18 protein-coding genes and 1 pseudogene are annotated in these 21,108 nt (G+C 66.3%); 7 read left to right on the top strand and 12 right to left on the bottom strand.

The features are described from left to right. Window positions 1–32 precede the first annotated feature (32 nt). From AMYTH_RS48445 to AMYTH_RS0141420, 4 genes and pseudogenes are all read right to left on the bottom strand, one after another. Window positions 33–459, bottom strand: a pseudogene (locus tag AMYTH_RS48445) (integrase core domain-containing protein); the annotation flags it as partial. 101 nt (window positions 460–560) lie between these two features. Continuing rightward, entirely contained in the window at window positions 561–1,385 is an 825-nt protein-coding gene (locus tag AMYTH_RS0141430; protein ID WP_037323074.1) for a mycofactocin-coupled SDR family oxidoreductase, read from the bottom strand. Window positions 1,386–1,568: 183 nt separating this feature from the next. Then, window positions 1,569–3,206, bottom strand: coding sequence for a flavin-containing monooxygenase (locus tag AMYTH_RS0141425; protein WP_027935176.1), 1,638 nt, complete (start codon window positions 3,204–3,206; stop codon window positions 1,569–1,571). An 835-nt stretch (window positions 3,207–4,041) separates the two neighbouring features. Then, the gene (locus AMYTH_RS0141420; protein WP_209440818.1) at window positions 4,042–4,737 is read right to left on the bottom strand and encodes an IclR family transcriptional regulator; all 696 of its coding nucleotides are present in this window, start codon (window positions 4,735–4,737) and stop codon (window positions 4,042–4,044) included. Between the two features lie 479 nt (window positions 4,738–5,216). Here AMYTH_RS0141420 and AMYTH_RS0141415 point away from each other — a divergent pair, with 479 nt between their 5' ends. From AMYTH_RS0141415 to AMYTH_RS51280, 3 genes are all read left to right on the top strand, one after another. Continuing rightward, window positions 5,217–6,659, top strand: coding sequence for an NAD-dependent succinate-semialdehyde dehydrogenase (locus tag AMYTH_RS0141415; protein ID WP_027935174.1), 1,443 nt, complete (start codon window positions 5,217–5,219; stop codon window positions 6,657–6,659). Window positions 6,660–6,707: 48 nt separating this feature from the next. Next, window positions 6,708–7,772 carry an alcohol dehydrogenase gene (locus AMYTH_RS0141410; protein WP_027935173.1) on the top strand — a complete coding sequence of 355 codons (1,065 nt, stop codon included), beginning with the start codon at window positions 6,708–6,710 and terminating at the stop codon, window positions 7,770–7,772. Window positions 7,773–8,010: 238 nt separating this feature from the next. Next, window positions 8,011–8,190, top strand: a complete 180-nt coding sequence (locus tag AMYTH_RS51280) for an MmyB family transcriptional regulator (protein WP_410468342.1) — start codon at window positions 8,011–8,013, stop codon at window positions 8,188–8,190. A 348-nt stretch (window positions 8,191–8,538) separates the two neighbouring features. Here AMYTH_RS51280 and AMYTH_RS0141405 read toward each other — a convergent pair whose 3' ends face one another. Beyond that, window positions 8,539–9,198 (bottom strand): MBL fold metallo-hydrolase, encoded by a 660-nt coding sequence (locus tag AMYTH_RS0141405; protein WP_027935172.1) that lies wholly within the window; start codon window positions 9,196–9,198, stop codon window positions 8,539–8,541. Between the two features lie 33 nt (window positions 9,199–9,231). Continuing rightward, a complete protein-coding gene (locus tag AMYTH_RS0141400; protein WP_323807251.1) occupies window positions 9,232–10,266 on the bottom strand; it encodes a TIGR03564 family F420-dependent LLM class oxidoreductase in 1,035 nt (344 codons plus the stop codon). Window positions 10,267–10,283: 17 nt separating this feature from the next. Between AMYTH_RS0141400 and AMYTH_RS0141395 the strand changes: the two genes are divergently transcribed. Next, on the top strand, window positions 10,284–10,850 hold the full coding sequence (locus AMYTH_RS0141395) for a TetR/AcrR family transcriptional regulator (RefSeq protein WP_027935170.1): 567 nt from the start codon (window positions 10,284–10,286) through the stop codon (window positions 10,848–10,850). Between the two features lie 857 nt (window positions 10,851–11,707). Here AMYTH_RS0141395 and AMYTH_RS0141390 read toward each other — a convergent pair. Continuing rightward, window positions 11,708–12,388, bottom strand: coding sequence for an SDR family oxidoreductase (locus tag AMYTH_RS0141390; RefSeq protein WP_027935169.1), 681 nt, complete (start codon window positions 12,386–12,388; stop codon window positions 11,708–11,710). A gap of 56 nt (window positions 12,389–12,444) precedes the next feature. Between AMYTH_RS0141390 and AMYTH_RS0141385 the strand changes: the two genes are divergently transcribed. Together AMYTH_RS0141385 and AMYTH_RS0141380 are read left to right on the top strand one after the other, a co-directional pair. Next, window positions 12,445–12,813 (top strand): winged helix-turn-helix transcriptional regulator, encoded by a 369-nt coding sequence (locus AMYTH_RS0141385; protein ID WP_027935168.1) that lies wholly within the window; start codon window positions 12,445–12,447, stop codon window positions 12,811–12,813. Window positions 12,814–13,010: 197 nt separating this feature from the next. Next, a complete protein-coding gene (locus AMYTH_RS0141380) occupies window positions 13,011–13,217 on the top strand; it encodes a hypothetical protein (RefSeq protein WP_027935167.1) in 207 nt (68 codons plus the stop codon). Window positions 13,218–14,050: 833 nt separating this feature from the next. Here the strand turns inward: AMYTH_RS0141380 and AMYTH_RS46580 are convergent. Genes AMYTH_RS46580 through AMYTH_RS47370 form a run of 5 tightly spaced genes read right to left on the bottom strand, consistent with a single transcriptional unit; the run spans window position 14,051 to window position 19,717 of the window. After that, window positions 14,051–14,854: a CmcJ/NvfI family oxidoreductase gene (locus AMYTH_RS46580; RefSeq protein ID WP_157360745.1), complete on the bottom strand. Its 804-nt coding sequence runs from the start codon at window positions 14,852–14,854 to the stop codon at window positions 14,051–14,053. Further along, entirely contained in the window at window positions 14,851–15,873 is a 1,023-nt protein-coding gene (locus AMYTH_RS46575) for an AraC-like ligand-binding domain-containing protein (protein WP_228685185.1), read from the bottom strand. The genes AMYTH_RS46580 and AMYTH_RS46575 overlap by 4 nt, the downstream gene beginning before the upstream one ends. A gap of 25 nt (window positions 15,874–15,898) precedes the next feature. Further along, window positions 15,899–17,299, bottom strand: coding sequence for an MFS transporter (locus AMYTH_RS0141365; RefSeq protein ID WP_027935166.1), 1,401 nt, complete (start codon window positions 17,297–17,299; stop codon window positions 15,899–15,901). A 49-nt stretch (window positions 17,300–17,348) separates the two neighbouring features. Continuing rightward, a complete protein-coding gene (locus AMYTH_RS0141360) occupies window positions 17,349–18,815 on the bottom strand; it encodes an aldehyde dehydrogenase (RefSeq protein ID WP_037323068.1) in 1,467 nt (488 codons plus the stop codon). Between the two features lie 2 nt (window positions 18,816–18,817). Further along, entirely contained in the window at window positions 18,818–19,717 is a 900-nt protein-coding gene (locus AMYTH_RS47370) for a nuclear transport factor 2 family protein (protein WP_051362956.1), read from the bottom strand. Window positions 19,718–19,930: 213 nt separating this feature from the next. Between AMYTH_RS47370 and AMYTH_RS0141350 the strand changes: the two genes are divergently transcribed. Next, entirely contained in the window at window positions 19,931–21,088 is a 1,158-nt protein-coding gene (locus AMYTH_RS0141350) for a mandelate racemase/muconate lactonizing enzyme family protein (protein ID WP_051362955.1), read from the top strand. The last annotated feature ends 20 nt before the right edge of the window (window positions 21,089–21,108 follow it).

The raw sequence follows: 21,108 nt of genomic DNA, 5'->3' as shown, positions 1-21,108 counted from the left end.
AAATCGAGCAACCCACGGCCCCGCCGAACCGGTTAAAACTCGAGCCAGGTGTGCTGTTCGGAAACGTTGGTGACGCCGGTGTGGAGCCGGGTCGCGGGTGGCTGATTTCCGGCGGCAGTGGGTGGTCGATGGGAGTTGTAGGGGATGTTCCAGACCGGCCAAGGCTGCGGTGCTTTCCCGTTCGCTGGTCCAGGCGTGGGCAGAGGAACTCTTCGGGCAGGATCCGGCTGTAGCGCTCGACTTTGCCGTTGGTGGCGTGGGGTGTAGGGCGTGATCCGCTGGTGGCGGGCACCGCCCAGGACGGTGGCGAAGTTCGCGGGCGCGGTAACAGGAGCCGTTGTCGGTGACTAGGCGGTGGATGTGGGTGATGCCGTGGCGGGCGAAGAACTCCCGCGCGCGGTGGACGAACCCGATCGCCGTGCGGGCCTTCTCGTCGGGCAAGGCTTCGGTGTAGGCCAGGTCCCGTCGGTCGCGCGGTCGACTCGATCGCCCGCGGTCCCGGCACCGGTATCCCGACACTCGCCCGCAATGACGAGCTGTCAGATCGCAGCGAGAGGCAGCTACTTGATGAGGAAGCCGGCGTCGACCGGCAAGGCCACGCCGGTCACGTACCGCGCGTCGTCAGACGCGAGCCACGCGACGGCGCTACTCACGTCCGATGCCTCGATGACCGGGATCGGCATCTGGTTGGCCAGCACCCCGGCCGCGTCCGGGTCCTTCGCGAGCCACTCCTGGACGACGTCGTTGTTCACCATCGGAGTGTTCACCCCGGTCGGTGCCACCGCGTTGACCCGGATGTTCTTCGGCGCGAGCCAGAATGACCAGGTCTTCATGAGACCGAGGACGCCGTGCTTCGAGGCGGTGTACCCGTCCTGGGCACCGCTCCCGTTGCCGCCTCGCCCGCTGAGCCCTTGGGTTGAACTGGTGAGGATGATCGAGCCGCCTTCACCCTGCTCGATGATCTGATCAACGCCGGCGTGCACGGTGTTGTACACACCGGTCAGGTTGACCGCGACGGTGTCGAGGAACGTCTGATACTGATTGCTCTCACGCACGGACTGCGGAGCGATGCCAGCGTTGGCTACGATGACGTCGAGCCGACCGAGCTGAGAGATCCCTTCGGCAACCGCACGGTTGACCGCATCCGCATCCCGCACGTCGGTCTGGCTGTAGACGATCTTCCGGCCGGTCGCTTCCACTGCCGCCACGGTCTCACGGAGGTCTTCGGGCGTGGCTAGCGGATAGTGAACAGTGTCGATCTGGTCGCACAGATCGAGGGCGATGATGTCGGCGCCTTCCTCAGCTAGGCGAACCGCGTGGCTCCGCCCCTGCCCCCGTGCAGCGCCGGTCACCAGCGCCACTTTTCCCGCCAACTTCAGACTCACGTGAATTTCCTTCCGATTCTTCTTCTCATCAGCGTTCGCAGCCCGCAAGGGAGGGAAGTGGGATTGCCGGGCCGATGGCCACCTCTTCACAGCGATTCCGGCATCCATGGGCAGAGTTGTTCCGTGATTTGTCGGCCGGACTCAGCTCCCGCCACTGTCCGATCGCGGTCGCTGCTTGCGAGATCAGGACATGACGAAGCCGGGATAGTCGTTCGCCGACTCCTTGAGAAGCGCGTCGCGATAGCGCTTGACACCACCGAGGTAGAAAAGCGGAGCGTGTGCCTTTCCGGGGATGTTGTCACCCAGGAAGTAGTTGTTCCGGCCCTTCGCCACCACGGTGTCATTCAAGATTCCGGTCAGGGTGTCGCGCCACTCGTCCGACGCCTCTGCCGACGCGTTGCTCACCGTGAGCTCCCGGTCGCGCATATACCTGATGAGGTTGGCGATCCACTCGGACGCGTCCTCGATGACGACCGGTGCGTTCGCGAACGGCACGTGGGGTCCCAAGATCATGAAAAAGTTCGGAAAGTCGTTGACGGCTACCCCGAGATAGGTGGAAGGACCGTCCTTCCATTTGTCCGCGATCGACACCCCTCCGCGCCCACGGATGTCCATTCGGGTGATCGCGCCGGTCGCGGCGTCGAATCCGGTCGCGAAGATGATCACGTCGGCCTCGTGCACCTGCTCGCCGACCTTGACTCCGGTCTCGGTGATCTCCGAGATCGGCTCCTGACTCACGTCGACGAGTGAGACGTTGTCCCGATTGAAGGTCTCGTAGTAGAAGTGCCCGAGGGGCGGACGCTTCCCGCAGAACGGGTAGTCCTTGGGACACAACAATTCAGCAGTGGCCTCGTCTTTGACGATGGTACGGATCTTGTTCCTGATGAACTCGGAGACCACCTCGTTGGTGCGCTCGTCGGTGAACACATCATCGAACGTCTCGAACACAAAATGGAATCCGCCGATCTCCCATCCCCGTTCGAGGATGAGTTGCATCTCCTCCGAGGTGACATCATCGAATGTCCGCCCGGCCAGGCCGAGGTCGAACCCGAAGACCTGCTCCCGGGCCCGCTTCCAGATATCGGGATAACGTTCCCGGATACTCTCACGCTCGTTCTCGTGAAGAGTCGCATTACGTGCCGGTATGACGTAGTTGGGTGTGCGCTGGAAAACGGTCACGTGGGCAGCGGTATGAGCAATCGTCGGGATGAGCTGGACGGCGCTCGCGCCGGTTCCGATCACCGCCACCCGCTTACCCGAAAGATCGACGCCATCCTCCGGCCAGCGGGCCGTCATGTACCACTCGCCCCGGAAGTCGTCGACCCCTTTGAAATCAGGCTTGTACGCCGCCGAGAGCGGTCCGGTCGCGCTGACGACGAAGCGTGTGGTGACCTCTTCGCCACTGTCAGTGGTGACGACCCACAGCTCGCGCTCATCGTCGTAACGGGCAGAGGCCACACGGGTGCCAAGTGTCACCTGATCACGGAGACCGAACCTGTCGGCGACGTGATTGAGGTAGGCGTATATCTCGTGCTGAGGGGTGTATCGCTCGCTCCAGGTCCAATCGTTCTGGAGCTCTTCGGAGAACGAGTAGGCAAAGATCCACGATTGGCTATCGGTCCGGGCACCCGGGTACCGATTCCAGTACCACACGCCCCCGATCTCCGGCGCTTCGTCGAAGCATCGGGCCGAAAGGCCGTGCTGCCGTAGATCATAGAGGTGACGCAAGCCCGCGAAGCCGGCTCCGATCACGACCACATCCACATCCACCGCCGGGCTTCGATTTTCCGCGACTGCGGACTTGCCTTCGGCAGCGACCATTGTGACGTCCTTTCCACATGCCTGGGTGCCGCGCTCATGCAGCTGTTCGGAGAGTTCCTAGGCCGATTGGGCGCACATGCCCTGCAGCCCTGGGAGACAAGCGTCGGCGGGTCCACGCCGAGTCGCACTGTTCGTATATACGTTGCTCTATGTCTTGTATACGGACAGCAGGGAGACTACGACATGGTCTGCGTCACGTCAACCGGGTCGGTCCGACTCTGATCGGCATGAGCCAGCAAGGAAGCTCCCGACGTCAGTACGATGTGTTCCTTCCCCAGAACGACATCTGATCAGGGCCGTCGCGACGGTGCGCCGAACACCGGCAGCCCAGCCCAAGCGTCGATCGGTCGGCGAAGTTCAACGACAACACCAAAGGCCGGAGCCCTGGGTACCCTGGTGGTCGATGCTCCGGGCATCGAGGCGCCGTCCGGGTCGGCGGGTCCTGAAGCGAGGGTGATCAGGGTGGTTTCCTTGACACACCAGCGCGCAGCGAGGCCGCGTTCGACGCTCGGCGTGTACGCGGTGGCACCGGGGGGCCACGCGGTCAAGTCCATACCGCCCGCGGGGACGGAAGACACGGCGATCGTGTGATCTCCCGAGGTACTATCCTTATCGATTACCTCAGGCTCGAACAACCCGGTAATCCCGCGTTGGGGACAAGCCTTCGAAGGTATAGACGACTCCGTCGACGAACCGAGGTGCTGTCGCAGCGGCCAGCGCTTGGCGCGACGCGGTTGAACGGCCTGTCCTTACCCCACATCAACGATCGAGGTGCACTGGCCATCACGCTCCTCGCTCTGGCCCTTGTCCGTGACCGGATGCCCGCCCCCAGGTCCTACCCTCGGCCGACGCTCGCCCTGGCCGCGGTGTCGCGGGTTTCGCGGATGATCTCGTCGATCTTGTCAGAGAATCGGGAGATGGGTCCGGCGACGGTAATGACGGCGCAGACTCGTTCGTTGTCGAAGACGGGGGCAGAGACAGCCTGCAGGTCGGGAAGGGTCTCGCCGGCGTTGACGGCGTAGCCGTCAACGCGGACTTTTTCGAGTTCCTCGAGCACTTGGGAGCGTTTGGCGACGGCGGGAACGTGCCGATTGAGGTATTTTTCGCGATATTTTTCCGGCGCGTAGGCGAGGTAGCATTTCCCCGCACTGGTGGGATAGAGGGGCCGTCGCACTCCGAGGACGGGAGTGTACCGGACGACGTGCGAGGATTCGATAGCCTCGGTATAAATGATACAGTCGCCGGCCAACATCACCAATGTCACCGTCTCGTCGAATTCCAGGTGAAGTGCTTCCATCGCGGCGCGTACACGCTGATCCTGGGCGGATGGATTGATCAACAATGCCCGGACGGCGTTGCCCAAGGTGTAGCGACCGTCTTCAGTGGCTTGCAGGTACCCGGTGGAGACAAGCCCGTGCACAAGTCCGTGAACCGACGAGCGGGGCGCGTCGAGTTCGTTGACCAGGTCCGCGAGCCGGACACTGCTCTCGGATCGTGCAACGAATTCCAGAATTCCGGTTACTCGTGACACGGTCCGGTGCTCCTGCGAACCACTTGAAGTCGGCCCCGTCATTGTCTTCCCGTCCCGTGCTGTGTTCTCCGGCGCCTGACCAACTGAGCACCATGCCATCGAGTGACATCATACGGTCTCAGGCTCGGAGAACGCTTCAATGACCCCGCGCGCGTGCACCAGCCCTTCCTCCGGCTGGGTGAACACCACTGGGTGTCGATCAGTGTTCGCAAGCGATCTATCTACCACACCTGATCAGCGTTTCGAGGCCGAGGGTCAACCAGCACAAGACCCAGGTGAACGTTGCCGCGGACACTTGACCCGGCCCAAGGCAGGGGCCTATCGTCCTCACGCGTTCATATATAAGACGATCCTGTTCGCATACCAGAACCCGGGAGGGCCAGCCTCGTTGCGTCACTTTTCGTCACCCACCAGGTCCTGGCCACATGCCCAGCACAACAGGGCCGCCGCCGCGTCCGCCAACTCCGAGAGGGTTCACCATGAGCGCATCTGATCACCTGCGGGCTCAGCTGTTCATCGCCGGACAGTGGCGAGACGGCGGCGCGGGTACCGTCAACGATCTCGTCAATCCCGCCACCGATGAGGTGCTGGGAACCACACCGCGCGCCAGCATCCAGGATCTTGACGACGCCGCGAATGCTGCCGACGAGGCCTTCCGCGGATGGTCACGCACCAGCGCCGTCGAGCGGTCCGCCATCCTGAACAAAACCGCAGCACTGCTGCGTGAGCGCACCGAATCCATCGCTCGCGATCTGACAAGGGAACAGGGCAAGCCGCTGGCAGAAGCAGAGCTGGAAGTTGCCCTCAGCGCCGAAACCTTTGAATGGTTCGCCGCCGAGGCCTTGCGCTCCTACGGGCGCACCATGCCCGCACGATTTTCCGGTCAGCGCCAAATGGTGATCAATCAGCCGCTGGGGCCCGTGCTCGCACTTACACCGTGGAACTTTCCGATCCTGCTGCCCGCCCGCAAGATCGCCGCCGCCCTCGCCGCAGGGTGCACCGTTATCATCAAACCCGCAGAAGAAACCCCCAGCCCTACCGTGGCCATCGCTCAAGCTCTCCACGACGCCGGCCTTCCCGCCGGAGCCCTCAACGTCGTCCTCGGTGTGCCTTCGGAGATTTCTCGCCACCTCATTGCCGCGAAGGCGATCCGTAAGATCAGCTTCACCGGATCCACTACAGTAGGACGGCACCTCGCCGGACTCGCAGCGCAGTATGCCAAGCCCAGCACCATGGAACTGGGCGGCCACGCACCAGTCGTCATCTTTGCCGACGCCGACCTCGATAAAACCGTTGCCGCCTGCGTCGCTGGAAAGACCCGCAACGCCGGTCAGGTCTGCACCTCCCCCACCCGTTTCATCGTCCACGAATCCATCCGTGACGAGTTCGTGGTCCGCTTCGGCCAGGCCATGTCCGAACTCAAAGTCGGCGAAGGCCTGGATCCCGGCGTGCAGATGGGTCCATTGGCCAACGGTCGTCGCCTCGTCGCAGTCGGCGAACTCGTCGATGACGCCGCAGCACAGGGAGCTGAGATCGTCACCGGCGGCAGCCGCATCGGTACCACCGGGAACTTCTTCCAGCCCACCCTGATCGCCGATGCCCCTTTCACCGCCCGAGCCATGAACGAAGAGCCATTCGGCCCCGTAGCCCTGGTCAACTCCTTCACTGATGTGGAAGACGCGCTCGCCCAGGCGCATCGCCTAGACGTGGGACTGGCCGGATACGTCTTCACACAGTCTGCCGACACTGCCATGGCCATGGGCGAAGAACTGCAGGCCGGCGGCATCGGCATCAACTCCTTCTCCGTCTCCAGCATCGAAGCCCCCTTCGGTGGCCTCAAGGACAGCGGATACGGCTACGAGGGCGGATACGAAGGCCTCGATGGATACCAGCACCACAAGTACATCAACCACGTCGCGTGAGAATCCACCTGCCCGCACCCTCCGATCGATAGCTCTTCGAAGGACGAGATGACCTCCTACCGCACTCGGTCGATTCAGCTCCACGACTTCGGTACCCCGCCGACGCTGACACAGCACGAAAACGACGCCCCGAACGGATCCGAAGTCCTCGTTCAAGTCACCGGAGCGGGGGTGTGCCACAGCGATCTGCATCTGCAGGACGGCTACTACGACCTCGGGGGCGGCGAGCACCTCTCCTTCAGACAACGGGTCACCTTCCCGGTGACACCGGGCCATGAAATCTCCGGCGTCGTCGTTGCGCGTGGAGAAGACGCCACCGACGCAACGATCGGACAGGAGGTCCTTGTATGCCCGTGGGTGGGTTGCGGCGATTGTCCGCGATGCATTCGCGGGCACGAAAACCTTTGCCGCAACTCCCAATTCCTTGGAGTCAACCGTGACGGTGGATACGCCGAGCACGTGCTCGTGCCCCACTCCCGGTACCTGATCGAACTCGGAGACCTCGACCCTGCCCGGGCCGCTCCGCTGACCTGCTCTGGGCTGACCACCTACAGTGCGATCGGAAAGTTCGGCAACGAACTGAACAAGGAGCCACTGGTGATCTTCGGTGCGGGCGGGCTCGGACTGATGGCCGTGGGTCTGCTCACCATCATGGGCAAGGCCCGTCCCGTCGTCGTCGAGATCGACCCCGAACGCCGGTCCGCCGCCCTTGCGGCGGGAGCGCAGGCGGCCATCGACCCAACGGACGGGGACGCCGATGAGCAGATCCGAGCCGCCGTCGGTGGGCCAGTGCTGGCGATTCTCGACGTCGTTGGAGCCGGCGCAACGTTCGCCCAGTCTTACCGGCTGATCGAAAAGGGAGGCCGCATCGTGATCGCCGGCCTACTCGGCGGAGACACCCGATTGCAGGTACCGCTCATACCAATGCGCTCAATCAGTATCGAAGGTTCCTATATCGGGACACTCGATGAATTGCGTGAGCTCGTTACCCTCGTCCGCACCCACGGACTTCCCGACATCCCGGTACACACCCGCGCGTTGCCCGAAGCTCCCCAAGCCATGGAAGAGCTCCGCTCGGGTTCTGTGGTCGGGCGATTCGTGCTCGTGCCCTAGTGGCCTGAGTCGTTAATTCAGTGTCAGGCTAGGTTGTGGCGAGGCCGAGTTCGAAGCTGGTGCCACTGGCCCTGTCCGACGACGAACGTCGAACGCGACGCACTGGTCGACGCACCAGGTGGACACGTTCAAGATCAGCAAGGATCCGTTGTTCGTGCCGTTCGAGCATCCTCGCGCTTCTCGAACGGCTCCCGCAGACGCCGGCGTTCGTGATGTCCGCGGCGTTCGAGGTCCTCGCCTGGAACAATCTCGCGGCGGCACAGGCCGCGCCGATGCTCACGAAACCTTCCGGCACCCGGCCGTCGGAGAGATCACCCTCGACTGCGACACGCTCACGCTCACAGACCGCGACCAGCACCTCGTGCTCTACAGCGCGCCACGTGGATCCCGTGACATCAACGCAAGCAAACCGCTCTGACGATACCGGTCACGACGGCTGCCTCATCTTCCGATTCCACGCAGTGTCGATCGGTGGACGGCGTGCGGACCGAACGGCCTCGTCACGTTTGGCCGGCAGGAACGTCAGGGTCATCGGGAGCGCTGACATGGCGGTGCAGTCGCTCGACGTCCTGCGGCTTGGTCAGGGTCGCACGCCTGACAAGTCTGTGTCTTCAATTCGGCTTTCCCTCGGCCATGCTCGCGAAACGTCCGGCCGTCGGAGACGGTAGCGACAACCGTCATCGATTGCACGACGTCGGGCACCGATACGTCCTCGATCAGCGTCCAGGCTCAGCACCGCCGTCGCCAACGTCCTGGTCTCATCTGGTTAGCGGTCTCCGCCCGCTTCGATGCGGGTGATGATCGCATCGATGCGGCGCCTGGTATCGCCTTTGTCCGTCATGGCGAAGCATGGGCCGTTGTCCGAGACGCCCCAGGGCACGAGGACGTCGAAGTCGAGGTCACAGACCAGGGCCAGGCTGTCGAGGTACTGCTCGCGCAGATCCGGGTCCAGCAGGACGGCCTTCCACTGCCCGTCCTCGATCCAGATGAAGTCGCCGGTGAACAGGAAGCGGTGCGCGCCACTGTCCCACAGGTAGCTGGTGGTGCCGGCGGTGTGGCCGGGGGTGGGGATCGCTTCCAGGTCTTCGGCGAGCAGTTGCCTGCGGTCGAAGGTACCGGCGACCTGCATTTGCCGCGCCGTCGAAGCGCTGTCGCGCTCATGGACGAACGCGGGCACGGCACCGGCGGGGGCGCCGTACATGGCTTCGTGTTCGTGGTTGATCAACAGCATCAACGCTCCGCCGAGGTCGTCAATGGCCTTAGCGTCCGCGGTCAGGCCCGGGGAGTTGCACACGAGCACGTTGCCGGCAGGGCGCTCGAGCAGGAACGACCGCAGCAGCACGTTGTGCTGGTACGGCAGGCGCGCAGTGCTGGTGGCGCGCAGGCCTGCGACGGGAACGTCGAGAGCTGAGGTTGAGGTGGCCATGCGGGGTCTTCTCCCTTCGAGTGGAATGGGCGGTCATCGGCCGGCTTCGCCCCGCAGGCACCGGACGAGCGACCACGTGCGGGCGCGTGTTTCTTCTCCGAGGAGTTCGGTGTGGCTGAGCATGAGTTCTGTGGCACCGGCGTCGAGGTAGCGACTCAGCGCGGCGGCGACGGTGTCTTCGTCGCCGGCGATCAGCAGGTCGGCCGCGCTGGACAAGCCTTCGGCCGCGACGATCTTCCGGTAGGACGGGATGTTGTCGTAGAAGCCGAGCGACTCCGCCGCGCGAGCGCGAGCGGCGGCGGCGTCGTCGGTGACCACCACCGGCACCCCGGCCACGATCCGCGGCTCCGGCCGTCCGGCCGCGGCCGCAGCTTCGCGGATCACGGGCGCGATCCGCTCGGCGATCGTGCGCGGCCCCGCGAGATAGGGCGCGGTGCCGTCGGCGAGCGCACCCGCCACCGCGAGCGCCTTCGGCCCCATCGCGGCCGCCAGGATCGGGATCCGCGGCGCGGACCCGACAACTGCGACGGGTGCGGCCGGCCGCGATACGAGGGTTTCGCCCTCGAAAGGTGCGTCGTCCCCGTCGAGCAGCGGACGCAGGGCGGCAAGGTATTCGCGCAGATGCCGGATCTGCGGCGGATATGGCACGCCGAACTGCGGCTCCAGCAGCGTGCGTGCGCCGAGCCCGATGCCGAGCCGGAAACGCCCGGCGGTTGCGGCTTGCGCGGTCTTCGCAGCAGCGGCGACGAGCAAGGGGTGCCGGGGGTACATCGGCACGGTCGAGGTTCCGACGTGGATCCCGGGCTCCGCCCGGCCGGCGAGGGAGGCCAGCTGGATCGCGTCGTAGTCGACGGCCTGCCCGAACCACAACGTGTGCACCCCGTCGCGGGCTGCCTCGCGGGCGAGCTCGACGGTGCGGTCGACGAGGTTGGCCGCGCCCGTTCTCTGCGCGAACGTTCCGCCCAGGAACACACCTACCCGGGTTCCCACGGTGGCCACGAGGTTTTCCTCACTTCCTCTGATTGCAGGGACTGAAATCAGGTTAGCCTCTGATTTCAGTCCCTGCAATCACCTACGATGAGCCCATGGGACGATGGCCGGGCGGGACGCAGCAACGGCTGCAGGAAGCCGCGATCAAGTTGTTCTCCGAGAGCGGCTACGACTCGACCACGGTGGCCGACATCGCCGGGACCGCCGGAGTGACCGAGCGCACCTTCTACAACCACTTCGCCGACAAGCGCGACGTGCTCTTCCCCGATCAGCAGCAGTTCATCGCCGAAGTCGCCGAAGCGGTGACCGCAGCACCCCCCGGCCAACCCCCGCTCGACACGATCGTCGCCGCCCTCCGGCACACGGCCGACTGGTTCGACCAACACCGCGACGCGGCGCAGCGCCGCCGGAAGATCCTCGACACCCGCGCGGAACTGAGGGAACGCGAACTGGCCAAGATGGCCGCGCTCGACACGGCGATCGCGGCCGCACTGCGCGAACGGGGATGCCCGACCGGTACCGCGACCCTGACCGCGGTGGCCGCGGTGGCCGCCTATCGACTGGCCGTCGACACCTGGCTGACCGACCCGGAGCATCGCTCGCTCAGGCAGCACCTGAACTGGAGTTTCGAAGAACTGCGTGCCGCAGCGAAGAATTGGTGACCCGGGACAGAGCCGGCGCGTTCGGATTCGCTGGGCATCGGACTTCGCGCGCCCATGATCGTCACACCGCGCGGCAACTTTTCCTTCACCCGCACCCGGGCCCGATTCGCCCGCTGGTGGAACGCATCGGTTTCCGCGGCACGAGGATCCCGAAGCGATCGACCAAACGACCGATGCGGGGTGGATCGTCCATCCCTGAACGCCCTGCGACGGCCACCAAGACCGGGAATCTTTCTTCGCACGTTATCTAAACCGTCCAAGGGACTTATCGGCGGGGAAATGTCAACCCGCTGCTTGAAGCCGCTCTGGGCCCCGACTCCCGTATCTGCCTCTCCTCGACCTCGGACATCGGCGTCGTCCGGGAGTGGACGGGGACCCGCTTCCGCGCACGAGTGCGCTGGGTCGGCCCGGTGACGAGCAAACGGCCGTCGCGCTCCAAGACCTTCGGTACGGAGGATGAGGCCCTGTCGTGGATGGACCGGCTTCGCACGCTGGCGGAACAGGGACTCGCTCCGGCAGCCGCAACTCAGACGCTCGCTGTGTACATCGACGCTGTGATGCCGCTGGCTCTTCGGAGTCTGGAGAGCAAGACGTCAGCCCCTTATCTGGCGGGGTGGCGTAAGCGTGTGGGCACCCTGGATGCTCGCTGACCACGACACAGTGATCCCTGCACCCGGAGCGCGCATCGGTGGGTCTGCCCAGCCTTCGGTTGGCACCGGGGCTGACTGTTCAGGCCGCTGTTGCGGTCGTGTAGATGGTCTCACCATTGTCCGTCAGCAACCACTTCAGCGCGTGCGGTGTGCCCGTCCGGTCGGGGCAGGAAGCGGCGGCCAGATCCGCGGCCGGCGGCGAAGGGATCACTGGTGCCGGGTGCCGCCGTCGACGTGGATCGTCTCGCCTGTGACCCGTCCCGCCCCCAGGAGCCACATGGTGGTGTCGGTGACGTCGTCGAGAGTCCCGACCCTGCCGGCGAGGGATGCTGCGGCGGCGCCGTTGTACAGGGCGCGGCGGCGCTCGTCGGGGAGCCGGTCCCAGGCGCCGGAGTCCGTGATGCCGGGCGCGATCGCGTTGACGCGCAACGGCGCGAGCTCGACGGCCAGGTGGGTGACCAGTGCGGCCAAGGTGGCGTTGGCGGCACCTTTGACGACGGTGCCGGGCTTGGGCTTCCAGCCCACGATGCCGGAGAAGAACAGGAACGACCCTCCGGCTGGCATTCGGGGCGCGAAGTGCTTGGCCAGCAGCAGCGGACCGATGACCTTGGCAGCGAACGCGGCGTGGATCTTGTCGTGCTCCAAGGCAGCCACCGGCACGTCGTGGTGAGCCGACGCCGTGGAGATCACGTGGTCGAAGTCGCCGAGGGACTCCGCTGCTACAGCGATGGCGGTCTCGTCGGTGACGTCGATCCGCACCTCTGCGCCGGACCGTGCCGCGACGACGACGCGGGCGCCGGCGTGTTCGGTGCGGCGGACGATTTCGGCGCCGATGCCGCGGGCGCCGCCGACCACCAGGATTCGCTTGCCTGTCAGGTTCTCGCTCATGTCCGCGACGGTATAGATTGGATACCAGTATCTTCAACGCTACCGGGAGGACCCGCGTGGGTAAGGCGTACAACATCATGGCGGCGACCTGCCCGAGCCGCACCGTGCTACACCGCATCGGAGCGCGCTGGACTGTGTTCGTCGTCAACGCCCTGGAACACGGGCCGATGCGATTCACCGAACTCAAGGCTCACATCAGTGAGATCACGCCGAAGGCGCTGACCGAAACCCTGCGCGCCATGCAGGCCGACGGCCTGCTCTCCCGCACCGATCTGGGCGGCAACCCCCCACACGTCGAATACGCGCTGACCGACCTCGGCCGCTCCCTGCTGGTTCCGCTGCGCGCCGTGCGGCAGTGGGCCGAGGCCCACGTACCGGACATCCTCGCAGCTCGCGAACAGGCCAGCGCAGAGGATGCATACTAGCTAGAGGTCTTCTCGGTTTAGTTTTTTTCCAGGAGTAGCCGTCGATCTGGTTGGCGACGTCGCGGCGGATCTCATCGGTTACATGCATGTAGCGCGCTTTCATGGAGACCGTGGACCACCCATGGTGTCCATGACGGTCCGGCAAACTGAATCTTGCGAGCTAGCGTTATCTGATCACCGAAAGGAGGTGATCAGAAATGAGCAAGTCGGACCGCAACGCGGGGAAGCGTTGGTCGGACGACGAACGTCAGCAACTCAAGGACCTCGCGAAGAAGAACACGCCTACGCGCGTGATCGGCCTCAAGTTGGGCCGCACCGAGGACGCTGTCCGGGCCGAAGCCCAGAAGGACGGCGTGTCTCTGAAGCCGACGAACCAGTCGCCATACAACCGCACGAAGAAGTAGTTGGTCCCAACGTGGTCCCAGACCGGTCGAGCTCGATGATCAAGAGGACTGTCGGGATCACACACGGGAAGAGCCCCTGACCTGGGGTTTCACCCAGATCAGGGGCTCTCTCTCGCCGGTCGGGCTGACAGGATTTGAACCTGCGACCCCTTGACCCCCAATGCCGTCGACGCAACACGCTGACCTGCAGAAACAGAGAATACCCTGCGTAAGGCGGGACGGTGCGGCACGTTCGGGAAGGTTCAGCGAACAATGCGAACATTCGCGGCCCCACATTCGCTCCATCCCTACAGCCCATTGCACGTGTCCCGCTCCGTCGACGCGACCTGGCACCGACGGCTTGAAGAATGACCCCTTCGGCGTGAAGTGTACGGCCCACGCCGCACACTTCACGCCGAAACATGGCTTCCACAAGTCGACGCGGGTCGTCTAGCTCCATTGAGGAGCCGCTCCTGGCCGATCACCGCGCGGGGCGCTGGTCGCGACCTGCCCTCCTCATGCGCCCCGGAGTCGGGCAGCACCCACGCCTGGCCGCGCATGTTCGAGTCCTCAGCATTACTACCCATGGAGGGGAACGGGTTCGACCAATGTTTCTCATCGACTGGTGGCGAACACGCGTTTTTGGGCTGTGTGCCAACTGATGGCCAGCTCCGCCCGGACCGGTGTGTTGGTGATCGTGCCGGCGCTGCCGTCTATTCGGGCTGGCCCCATTCGCGCTGTGGTCTTCCCCTCGTCGGCATAGGCGGCGCAACTGCCGGTCACCCGGGGCCATGCGACCAACCGCGCGACGAGCAGATCTTTCGACCGCGTCGACGAGCGCGAATCGGCCTCTGTCAGCCGAAGAACGCGACGGTGCGTGCCTCCACGCTGGCCCTCGGGGCTGCGTCGGGGCGCGAGGTGGGATCGTCGATCGCGCTGTGCGCCACCGGGAACGGTACCGAGGAGTCGGTGTCCCAGAGGCGGAACAGCAGCGCCTCGTCCGGCTGCATGTCCGGGAAGTAGTACCAGCGCTGGTTCGGGTGGTGCACGAGGTTCAGGCCGATGAACGGCGTCGGCTGGTCCGGTCGTTCGTGGATCGGGACCGGCACGTACTGGTCCAGACCGGTGGTGCGGGCGTCGGCGACAGCGAGAGGAACCCGTTCGACCGGACGGATGCCGCGCCACACGTTGATCTCCGACCAGCGTCCCGCCAGCCACTCGTCGGCCTCGGCGCCCATGGCCCGGCGGATCCAGACCTCGAAGCTCGCGCCGTCGTAGTCGGCGTGCGCCGCGCGCGCCGGTGGCCGTTCGCCCCGCTTCTCGCCGTCCTCGAAGCGCGCCATCGTGTGGAAGACAACGACCTTCACCGCACCGGTCGCCGCCTTGACCAGCTCCTCGAGTTCAGCCTTGTAGACCCGCTCCACCTCCTCGACGTCGGTGAAGTCCTGCACCTTCGTCTGGTGCTCGACCAGAGCGAACCCGTGCACGTCGAGATGGAAGTCCTCGCTGATCGGGCGGGCGTTCGTGATCGTGGTGTCAACGGAGCGGAAGCGGGCCGTGGAAGCAGCGTGCTGGCCGGCGTAGAAGATCCCGGCAGGCTCGGCCGGGTCTGCGTACTGCAGCGGCACCGTCACGGACGAAAGAGCCTGTGTGGTCATAGTTCCTCCTGAAGGTTCGAAGTGTCGGTGCGCGTCCCCTCGGGGAGCGCGCGCAAGGTGGTCGAGGGTGACTCGCCGAAGCGGCGTCGGTAGGCGCCGGCGAAGCGCGGAACGTGGGTGAAGCCCCATCGCAGGGCCACCTCCGTCACCGTCACGCCGGATCCCGGACCGGCGGCGGCGAGCTCGTCGCGGACACGCGCGAGCCGAATGCGCTGAACGTACTCGCGCGGTGAGACGCCGATGTGATCTTGGAAATGGCGTTGAAGCGAGCGAGAGCTCACTCCGGCGTGGCGCGCGAGCCGCTCCAATGACAGGTCGCTGCCGGGCTGGGTCTCGATGAGCTCGACAGCCCGCCGCAGTGGTCCGGGCCGGTGGGCGTAGGCGCGGCTGCCGGCGAGCTGGGCGCTGTAGTTGTGTGGTTGGGCGAGCAGCAGGCCGCTCATCAGAAACGCCGACCAGGGGTTGTCGCCGAGTGTCCAAGCCGCCGCCAGCCCCGTGCCCGTTCCCAGGTCGCCGACCAGCAGAGTCACCGCCCGCGCCCACGTCCCGGCGGCCGGGGCGCGTAGGTCCATCGCGGGGCGGAACACCAACGGCGTCGTGATCGGGCGGTCGAGCAGTTCCTCGAGGCGAGCCTCGAGCGCAGCGCGCTCGATCCGGACGTGGAGCTGCCGGTACTCGGCGCTCAGCCGCATGCTCACCGGCATCGACGGTGAGATGATCCCGGCGGTGTTCCGGTCCACCACGATCTCGTCGGCGCCGCAGGTGATGCGGTTGTGCCCGCCCCACGAGAGGTTGACGTCGTAGTAGTCGATCTGCTCGGTCAGCGTCACCCCGAGCTCGGCCCCGCGATGCTGGCCATAAACCAGCGAGAGTGGACCCAGCGGGGCAACGGCGACATCGGCGGTCACTGCGCCGCGTCCGCGGTGCGGGGTCAGCCGGTGCGGGGTGAGGACCTGGGACACCGACGTCCGGAACGCGTCGATGTCGGAGGCGCGCAGCACCGAGTACCGTTCCAGCAAGGCCGAACTCGACATCCGCCCGGCCTCATGCCTTCGCCGGCTCGCGATCGGCGGCGGTGAGGCCCCGATGCGCGGGCACCGCGCCGATCTCGGCGGCCGATAGCTGCGGCTTGCCGAGCCGGATCGAGAACACCGTGACGACTTGGGCCACCACGATCAGCCCCGCGACCAACCACGGCGCGCCGTCCAGCTGGATGATCAGGGCCGCAGCGAGGAGCGGGGTCGGCCCCGCGACGAGCGCCTGCTGGAGCTCGCGGGACGAGGTGAAGCCCGCGGCGCGCGACTCGGTGCGGAAGAGCACCGGGCCGATCACCAGCTGCGCGACGACGCTCGGGGACCAGCAAACGGCCCAGAGGACTGCGCCCGCGATGACGACCAGGGTCATGTTTCGCGTGCCGAGGAGCGCGAAGTACGGGAACGCCAGCAGAATCCCGGCGATCGCGCCGACGAGGAGGACGGTCTTCGCACTCCATCGGTCGCACGCCTTTCCCCACAGGGGCAGAGCGATGACACCGGCCACGTACATGACGAGCAGCGCGAGGGCCGTTTGGGAGAAGGTGAGCTTGAGCTGGTTGGCCATGTAGCTGATGCCGAAGGCGTTGGCCACGTACCCGATCACGTTGCTGGCGGTCGGCATGAGGAAGGCCGCGAGGTAGTTCCGTGGGCTCGCGGCGAACGCTGCCCTGATCGCGGCGAGCGGGTTCGCCCGGCTGCGAGCGATGCGCCCTTGGGCGCGCGCCTCCTCGACACGTCGGTACTCCGCGGTCTCTTCCATCCCACGGCGAAGGATGAGCGCGAGCACTGTCAGAACCCCGGCGAACAGGAACGGGATGCGCCAGCCCCATGCCACGAACGCGGCCTGGCCGATCACGAGGTTGATCGCGGCGAAGAAGACCAATGACAGGATCGACCCGGCCATGGTGGCGTTGTAGAGGAACGACGTCTGGAAGCCCTTGGTGCGCGGCCGCGCGGACTCGTTCACATAGACCATCGCGGTGCCGAGCTCGGCACCCGTGCCGAACCCCTGGGCAACCCGGCAGAGGACCAGCAGCACCGGTGCCCAGACTCCGATGGACGCGTACGGCGGGATGAACCCGATCGCCGCGGTGGCCACACCGACCAGCACGATGGAGGCCAGCAGGATCGGGCGCCGGCCCCAACGGTCGCTCAAGGCGCCGAGCACGATACCGCCGATCGGCCGCGCGATGAAGCCCGCGGCGAACGCGCCGAAGGTCCCGATCGTCGCGGCACTGCCGGCACTCGGCGGGAAGAACAGTGGGGCGAATACGACCCCGGCGACATAGGCGTAGAGGCCGTAGTCGTACCACTCGATGAAGGTGCCCGCGCTGCCCGCGATGATCGCACGGGCCGAGCGGCGTGACGTGAGTTCACCCGCTCCACGTGGCGGGTCGGTGGGTGTGGCCATGTCTTCCTGATCTCCTTTGACCAGTCATGGGTGGACGGGATGTCGGCGGTCAGCCGACGACGAACGGATCGCGGACTTCGCCCGCGGTCTCGATCCATACCGCTTTCGTGTGGAGGAACTCGTCAACGGCGTGGCGGCCGTTTTCGCGCCCCCAGCCGCTGGCTCCGCTGCCGCCGAAGGGCACGTTCGGCGCGACCGCGCGGTAGCTGTTGACCCACACGGTGCCGGCGCGCAGCCGGGCGGCGACACGATGGGCCCGCCCGACGTCCGAGGTCCACAGGCCGGCCCCGAGGCTGAATTCGGTGCTGTTGGCGACGGCGATCGCCTCCTCCTCGCTCGCGACGTCCAACACGGCCAGCACCGGCCCGAAGACCTCCTTCTGCGCGATTTCGGCGTCGCGCACCACGTCGGTGAGGATCGTCGGCTCCACAAAGAGTCCACCCAGCTCGGGATCACGCCGGCCGCCCGTGACTACAGAGGCGCCTGCCGCGACCGCACGGTCGATGAACCCCAGGACGGTGTCCAGCTGTCGCTGGTTCGCCAGCGGCCCCATCTCCGTGTCGGGCAGGAGTGGGTCGCCCAGCCGGATGGCCTTTGCCCGATCGACTATCAGTCCGAGCAGCTGCTCGCGGACGTCGCGGTGGACCACGAGCCGGGAGCCTGCGATGCAGGTCTGCCCGCCGGCGGCGAAGATGCCGGCGATCACGCCGTTCGCCGCGGCCTCGAGATCGGCGTCCGGCAGGACGACCTGGGCGGACTTGCCGCCCAGCTCCAGCAGGACCGGCGTCAGCCGGGCCCCCGCGCTCGCGGCGATCGCCGCTCCGACCGCCGGTGATCCAGTGAAGGCGATCTTGTCGACGCCCGGGTGGTCGACCAGCGCCCTGCCCAGTTCGGCGCTTTGCCCGGTGATCACGTTCAGCACCCCGGGCGGGAAGCCGGCTTCCTCGAACAGCCGGGCGTACTCCAAAGCGGACACCGGCGTCGACTCCGACGGCTTGACGACGAGCGTGCATCCCGCCGCCAGCGCCGGCGCCAGCTTCCAGTGCAGCAGGGCCAGCGGCGAGTTCCACGGGACGATGGCCGCGATCACGCCCGCCGGCTCTGGGCGGGTGTAGACGAAGTAGTTCGGCTTGGCCGACGGGATGGTGTCGCCGTGGAGCTTGTCGGCGAGTCCCGCGAAGTAGCGTAGCCAGGCCGCCAACCCGGCCGCCTGCTGACGGGTCTCCCTGAGGAGCTTTCCGTTGTCCGTCGTTTCGACGACCGCCAGCCGGTCGGCCTCCCGCTCCACGATGTCCGCCAGCCGCCGCATGAGCGCGGCACGGTCGAATCCGGACAGCTGCCCCCACTCGCCGTCGAGCGCGGTCCGCGCCGCGCGGACGGCGGCGTCGATGTCCGCCGCGCCGGCGTCCGGCACCCGCGCCCAGGCCCGCCCCGTGTACGGGTTCACCGTCTCATACGTGGCCCCGGACACCGCCGGCCGCCAGGTCCCGCCCAGCGCGAGCTCGTACTCTCGCATGCTCAGCCGGCCAACGGGAGCACGGTCGCCACCAGCAGCGGGTCGTGGTAGACCTGCGCCAGCTGCACCAGGCCGTCGCGCACGTTGAACGCGAAGAGGTAGCTCTGCGGGTAGGGCCGGCCGAAAGCGGTGGCGGTGTCCGCCATCCGGCTGCGTGCCCACACCAGGCCCGGGTCCACCGACGGGAACAGCTCGATGTCAACGTGGGTGCAGCCCGCGAAATTCTCGGCGAACCACTCGGCGCGGGCCCTGAGTTCCTCCCGGCCGCGCCAGGCCGCCTTCGCCTGGTTCGGCGGGGCGAACGGGAACTCGAAGAGCGCATCGTCGGCCCACAGCTCGTCCCGGGACTTCGGGTCCGACAGGTCCGCCGTCAGCCAGGCCTCGACGACGCCCGCACTCTCCGCGGCGGCTGTCGCGGCGGCCTGGTCGAATTCCCGTGGGGGGTCATAGGCGACCGGGGTCCAGCCGGGCAGGCCGGGTGGCGCCTGGCGGAGCAGTGCGCGCTCAAGCACCAAGGAGCTGAAGAACTCCCGGTAGACGACCACCTTCCCGTCCCGCAGGACGAGCTGGTGGACGTACCGCTGCGGGTAGAGCGCCCCGTTGAACGTCTTCTCCTCGGAGCACCGGTTGGTCACCCAGAAGACGTTCGGATCGGCACCCTCGAAAATACGGAGGTCGAGCCGGGAGGCGTCACCCCCGGCCCGCCGGACGGCGTTCTCCACGCTGTTCCGGCGGATCTCGGCGATACCGGCCCAGCGCGTCTCCTCCAGCACGGCGAACGGCAGTTCCTTCACACCGTCGTCGGCCCACTGGTCGAGGTACTGGTCCCGCTTGTTCGTGTCGATGAACGTCTCGACGGCCTCCCGGTTCTTCCGGCGTAGTTCGGCATCGATCGTCGTCATGGCTCGGCCTCCGTCGTGTACTCGCCTGCTGACTGGAAACCTTACCAGTCGAGGCTCTGATCGGCCAAGCACTGAATCCTGTTCCACATAATCCCTGGTCAACGGCTAGATGGGCAACCACTTGGGGTCGCCGGAGCGAAGGTTGGAGGACACTTCTCCATGCTGCTATTCTGGTAACGTTCCCAGACATTAGACAGAGGAGTCCGATCAACCATGCCGCTCGATGTTTCGCCGGTCGCGGCGGAAATCCCCACGTTGACGGGACTGACCATCCGCAAGATCGAGACCGTTCCGATCCGCGTTCCGCTAGCCCGGGTCTTCCGCGGCAGCTACTACCAGATGAGCCACCGTTCGACCATCGTCACCCGCGTGTACACGGAGGAAGGGATCGTCGGCGAAGCCTACGCCGGCGACGAGGACGCGGCCCTTCTGGAGATCGACGCGATCATTCACCGCGAGATCGAGCCGCGGCTGATCGGCCAGGACGCGATGGCGGTCGAACGCTGCTGGTCGCTCGCGCGCCCCGCAACCTTCGACATCCTGCGAGACCGGCGGCTCGGCTTGGTCGCGTGCGCGTGCGTGGACAGCGCGATCTGGGACGCCGTGGCCAAACTGGTGGGCCAGCCGCTGTGGCGGCTCTGGGGTGGATACCGCAACGCCGTGCCGATGATCTCGATCGGTGGCTACTACGACAGTCCGCTCAGCATCGAGGACGAGATCGCCGTCCTGAAGGAGCGGGGCTTGGCCGGAATGAAGTTCAAGGTGGGCGGCGCGGACCCGGTCGAGGACGCCGAGCGGTTCCGGCGCGCCCGCGAGGCTGCCGGCCCCGGCTTCATCCTGGCCGCCGACGCCAATCAGGGCTGGACCGTGCAGGACGCGATCACTTTCACCCGCCGGGTCGCCGACCTCGACCTGCACTGGCTGGAGGAACCCTGCCAGTGGCACAACGACCGGCGCGCGATGCGGGACGTCCGGTACGCCACCGGGGTGCGCGTGTGCGCGGGCCAGAGCGAGTACTCGGCCGGCGGTGCCCGCGATCTGATGGTCGCCGGCGCGATCGACGTCTGCAACTTCGACGCGTCGTGGACGGGCGGGCCAACCGAGTGGCGCCGGGTCGCCGGGATGGCGGCTGCCTTCGACGTGCAGATGGCTCACCACGAAGAGCCCCAGCTCTCAAGCCACCTCCTCGCCTCGATCCCGCACGGCCTCTACGCGGAGTGCTTCGATCCGCAGCGGGACCCGATCTGGTGGAACCTGATCGCGAACCGGCCGTCGCTGGTCGACGGCGTCATCACGCTGCCCGACCGGCCCGGACTGGGCTGGGAACTCGACGAGGACTACATCCGCTTTCACCGCGTCGAGGCCGGGTAGCAGCACGCGGCGGGCGCCAC

It is taken from the genome of Amycolatopsis thermoflava N1165 (genome assembly GCF_000473265.1).
GTDB lineage: Bacteria > Actinomycetota > Actinomycetes > Mycobacteriales > Pseudonocardiaceae > Amycolatopsis_E > Amycolatopsis_E thermoflava.
Note: the sequence above shows the minus strand (reverse complement) of the source record. Positions and strands in the feature narration are given on the sequence as shown.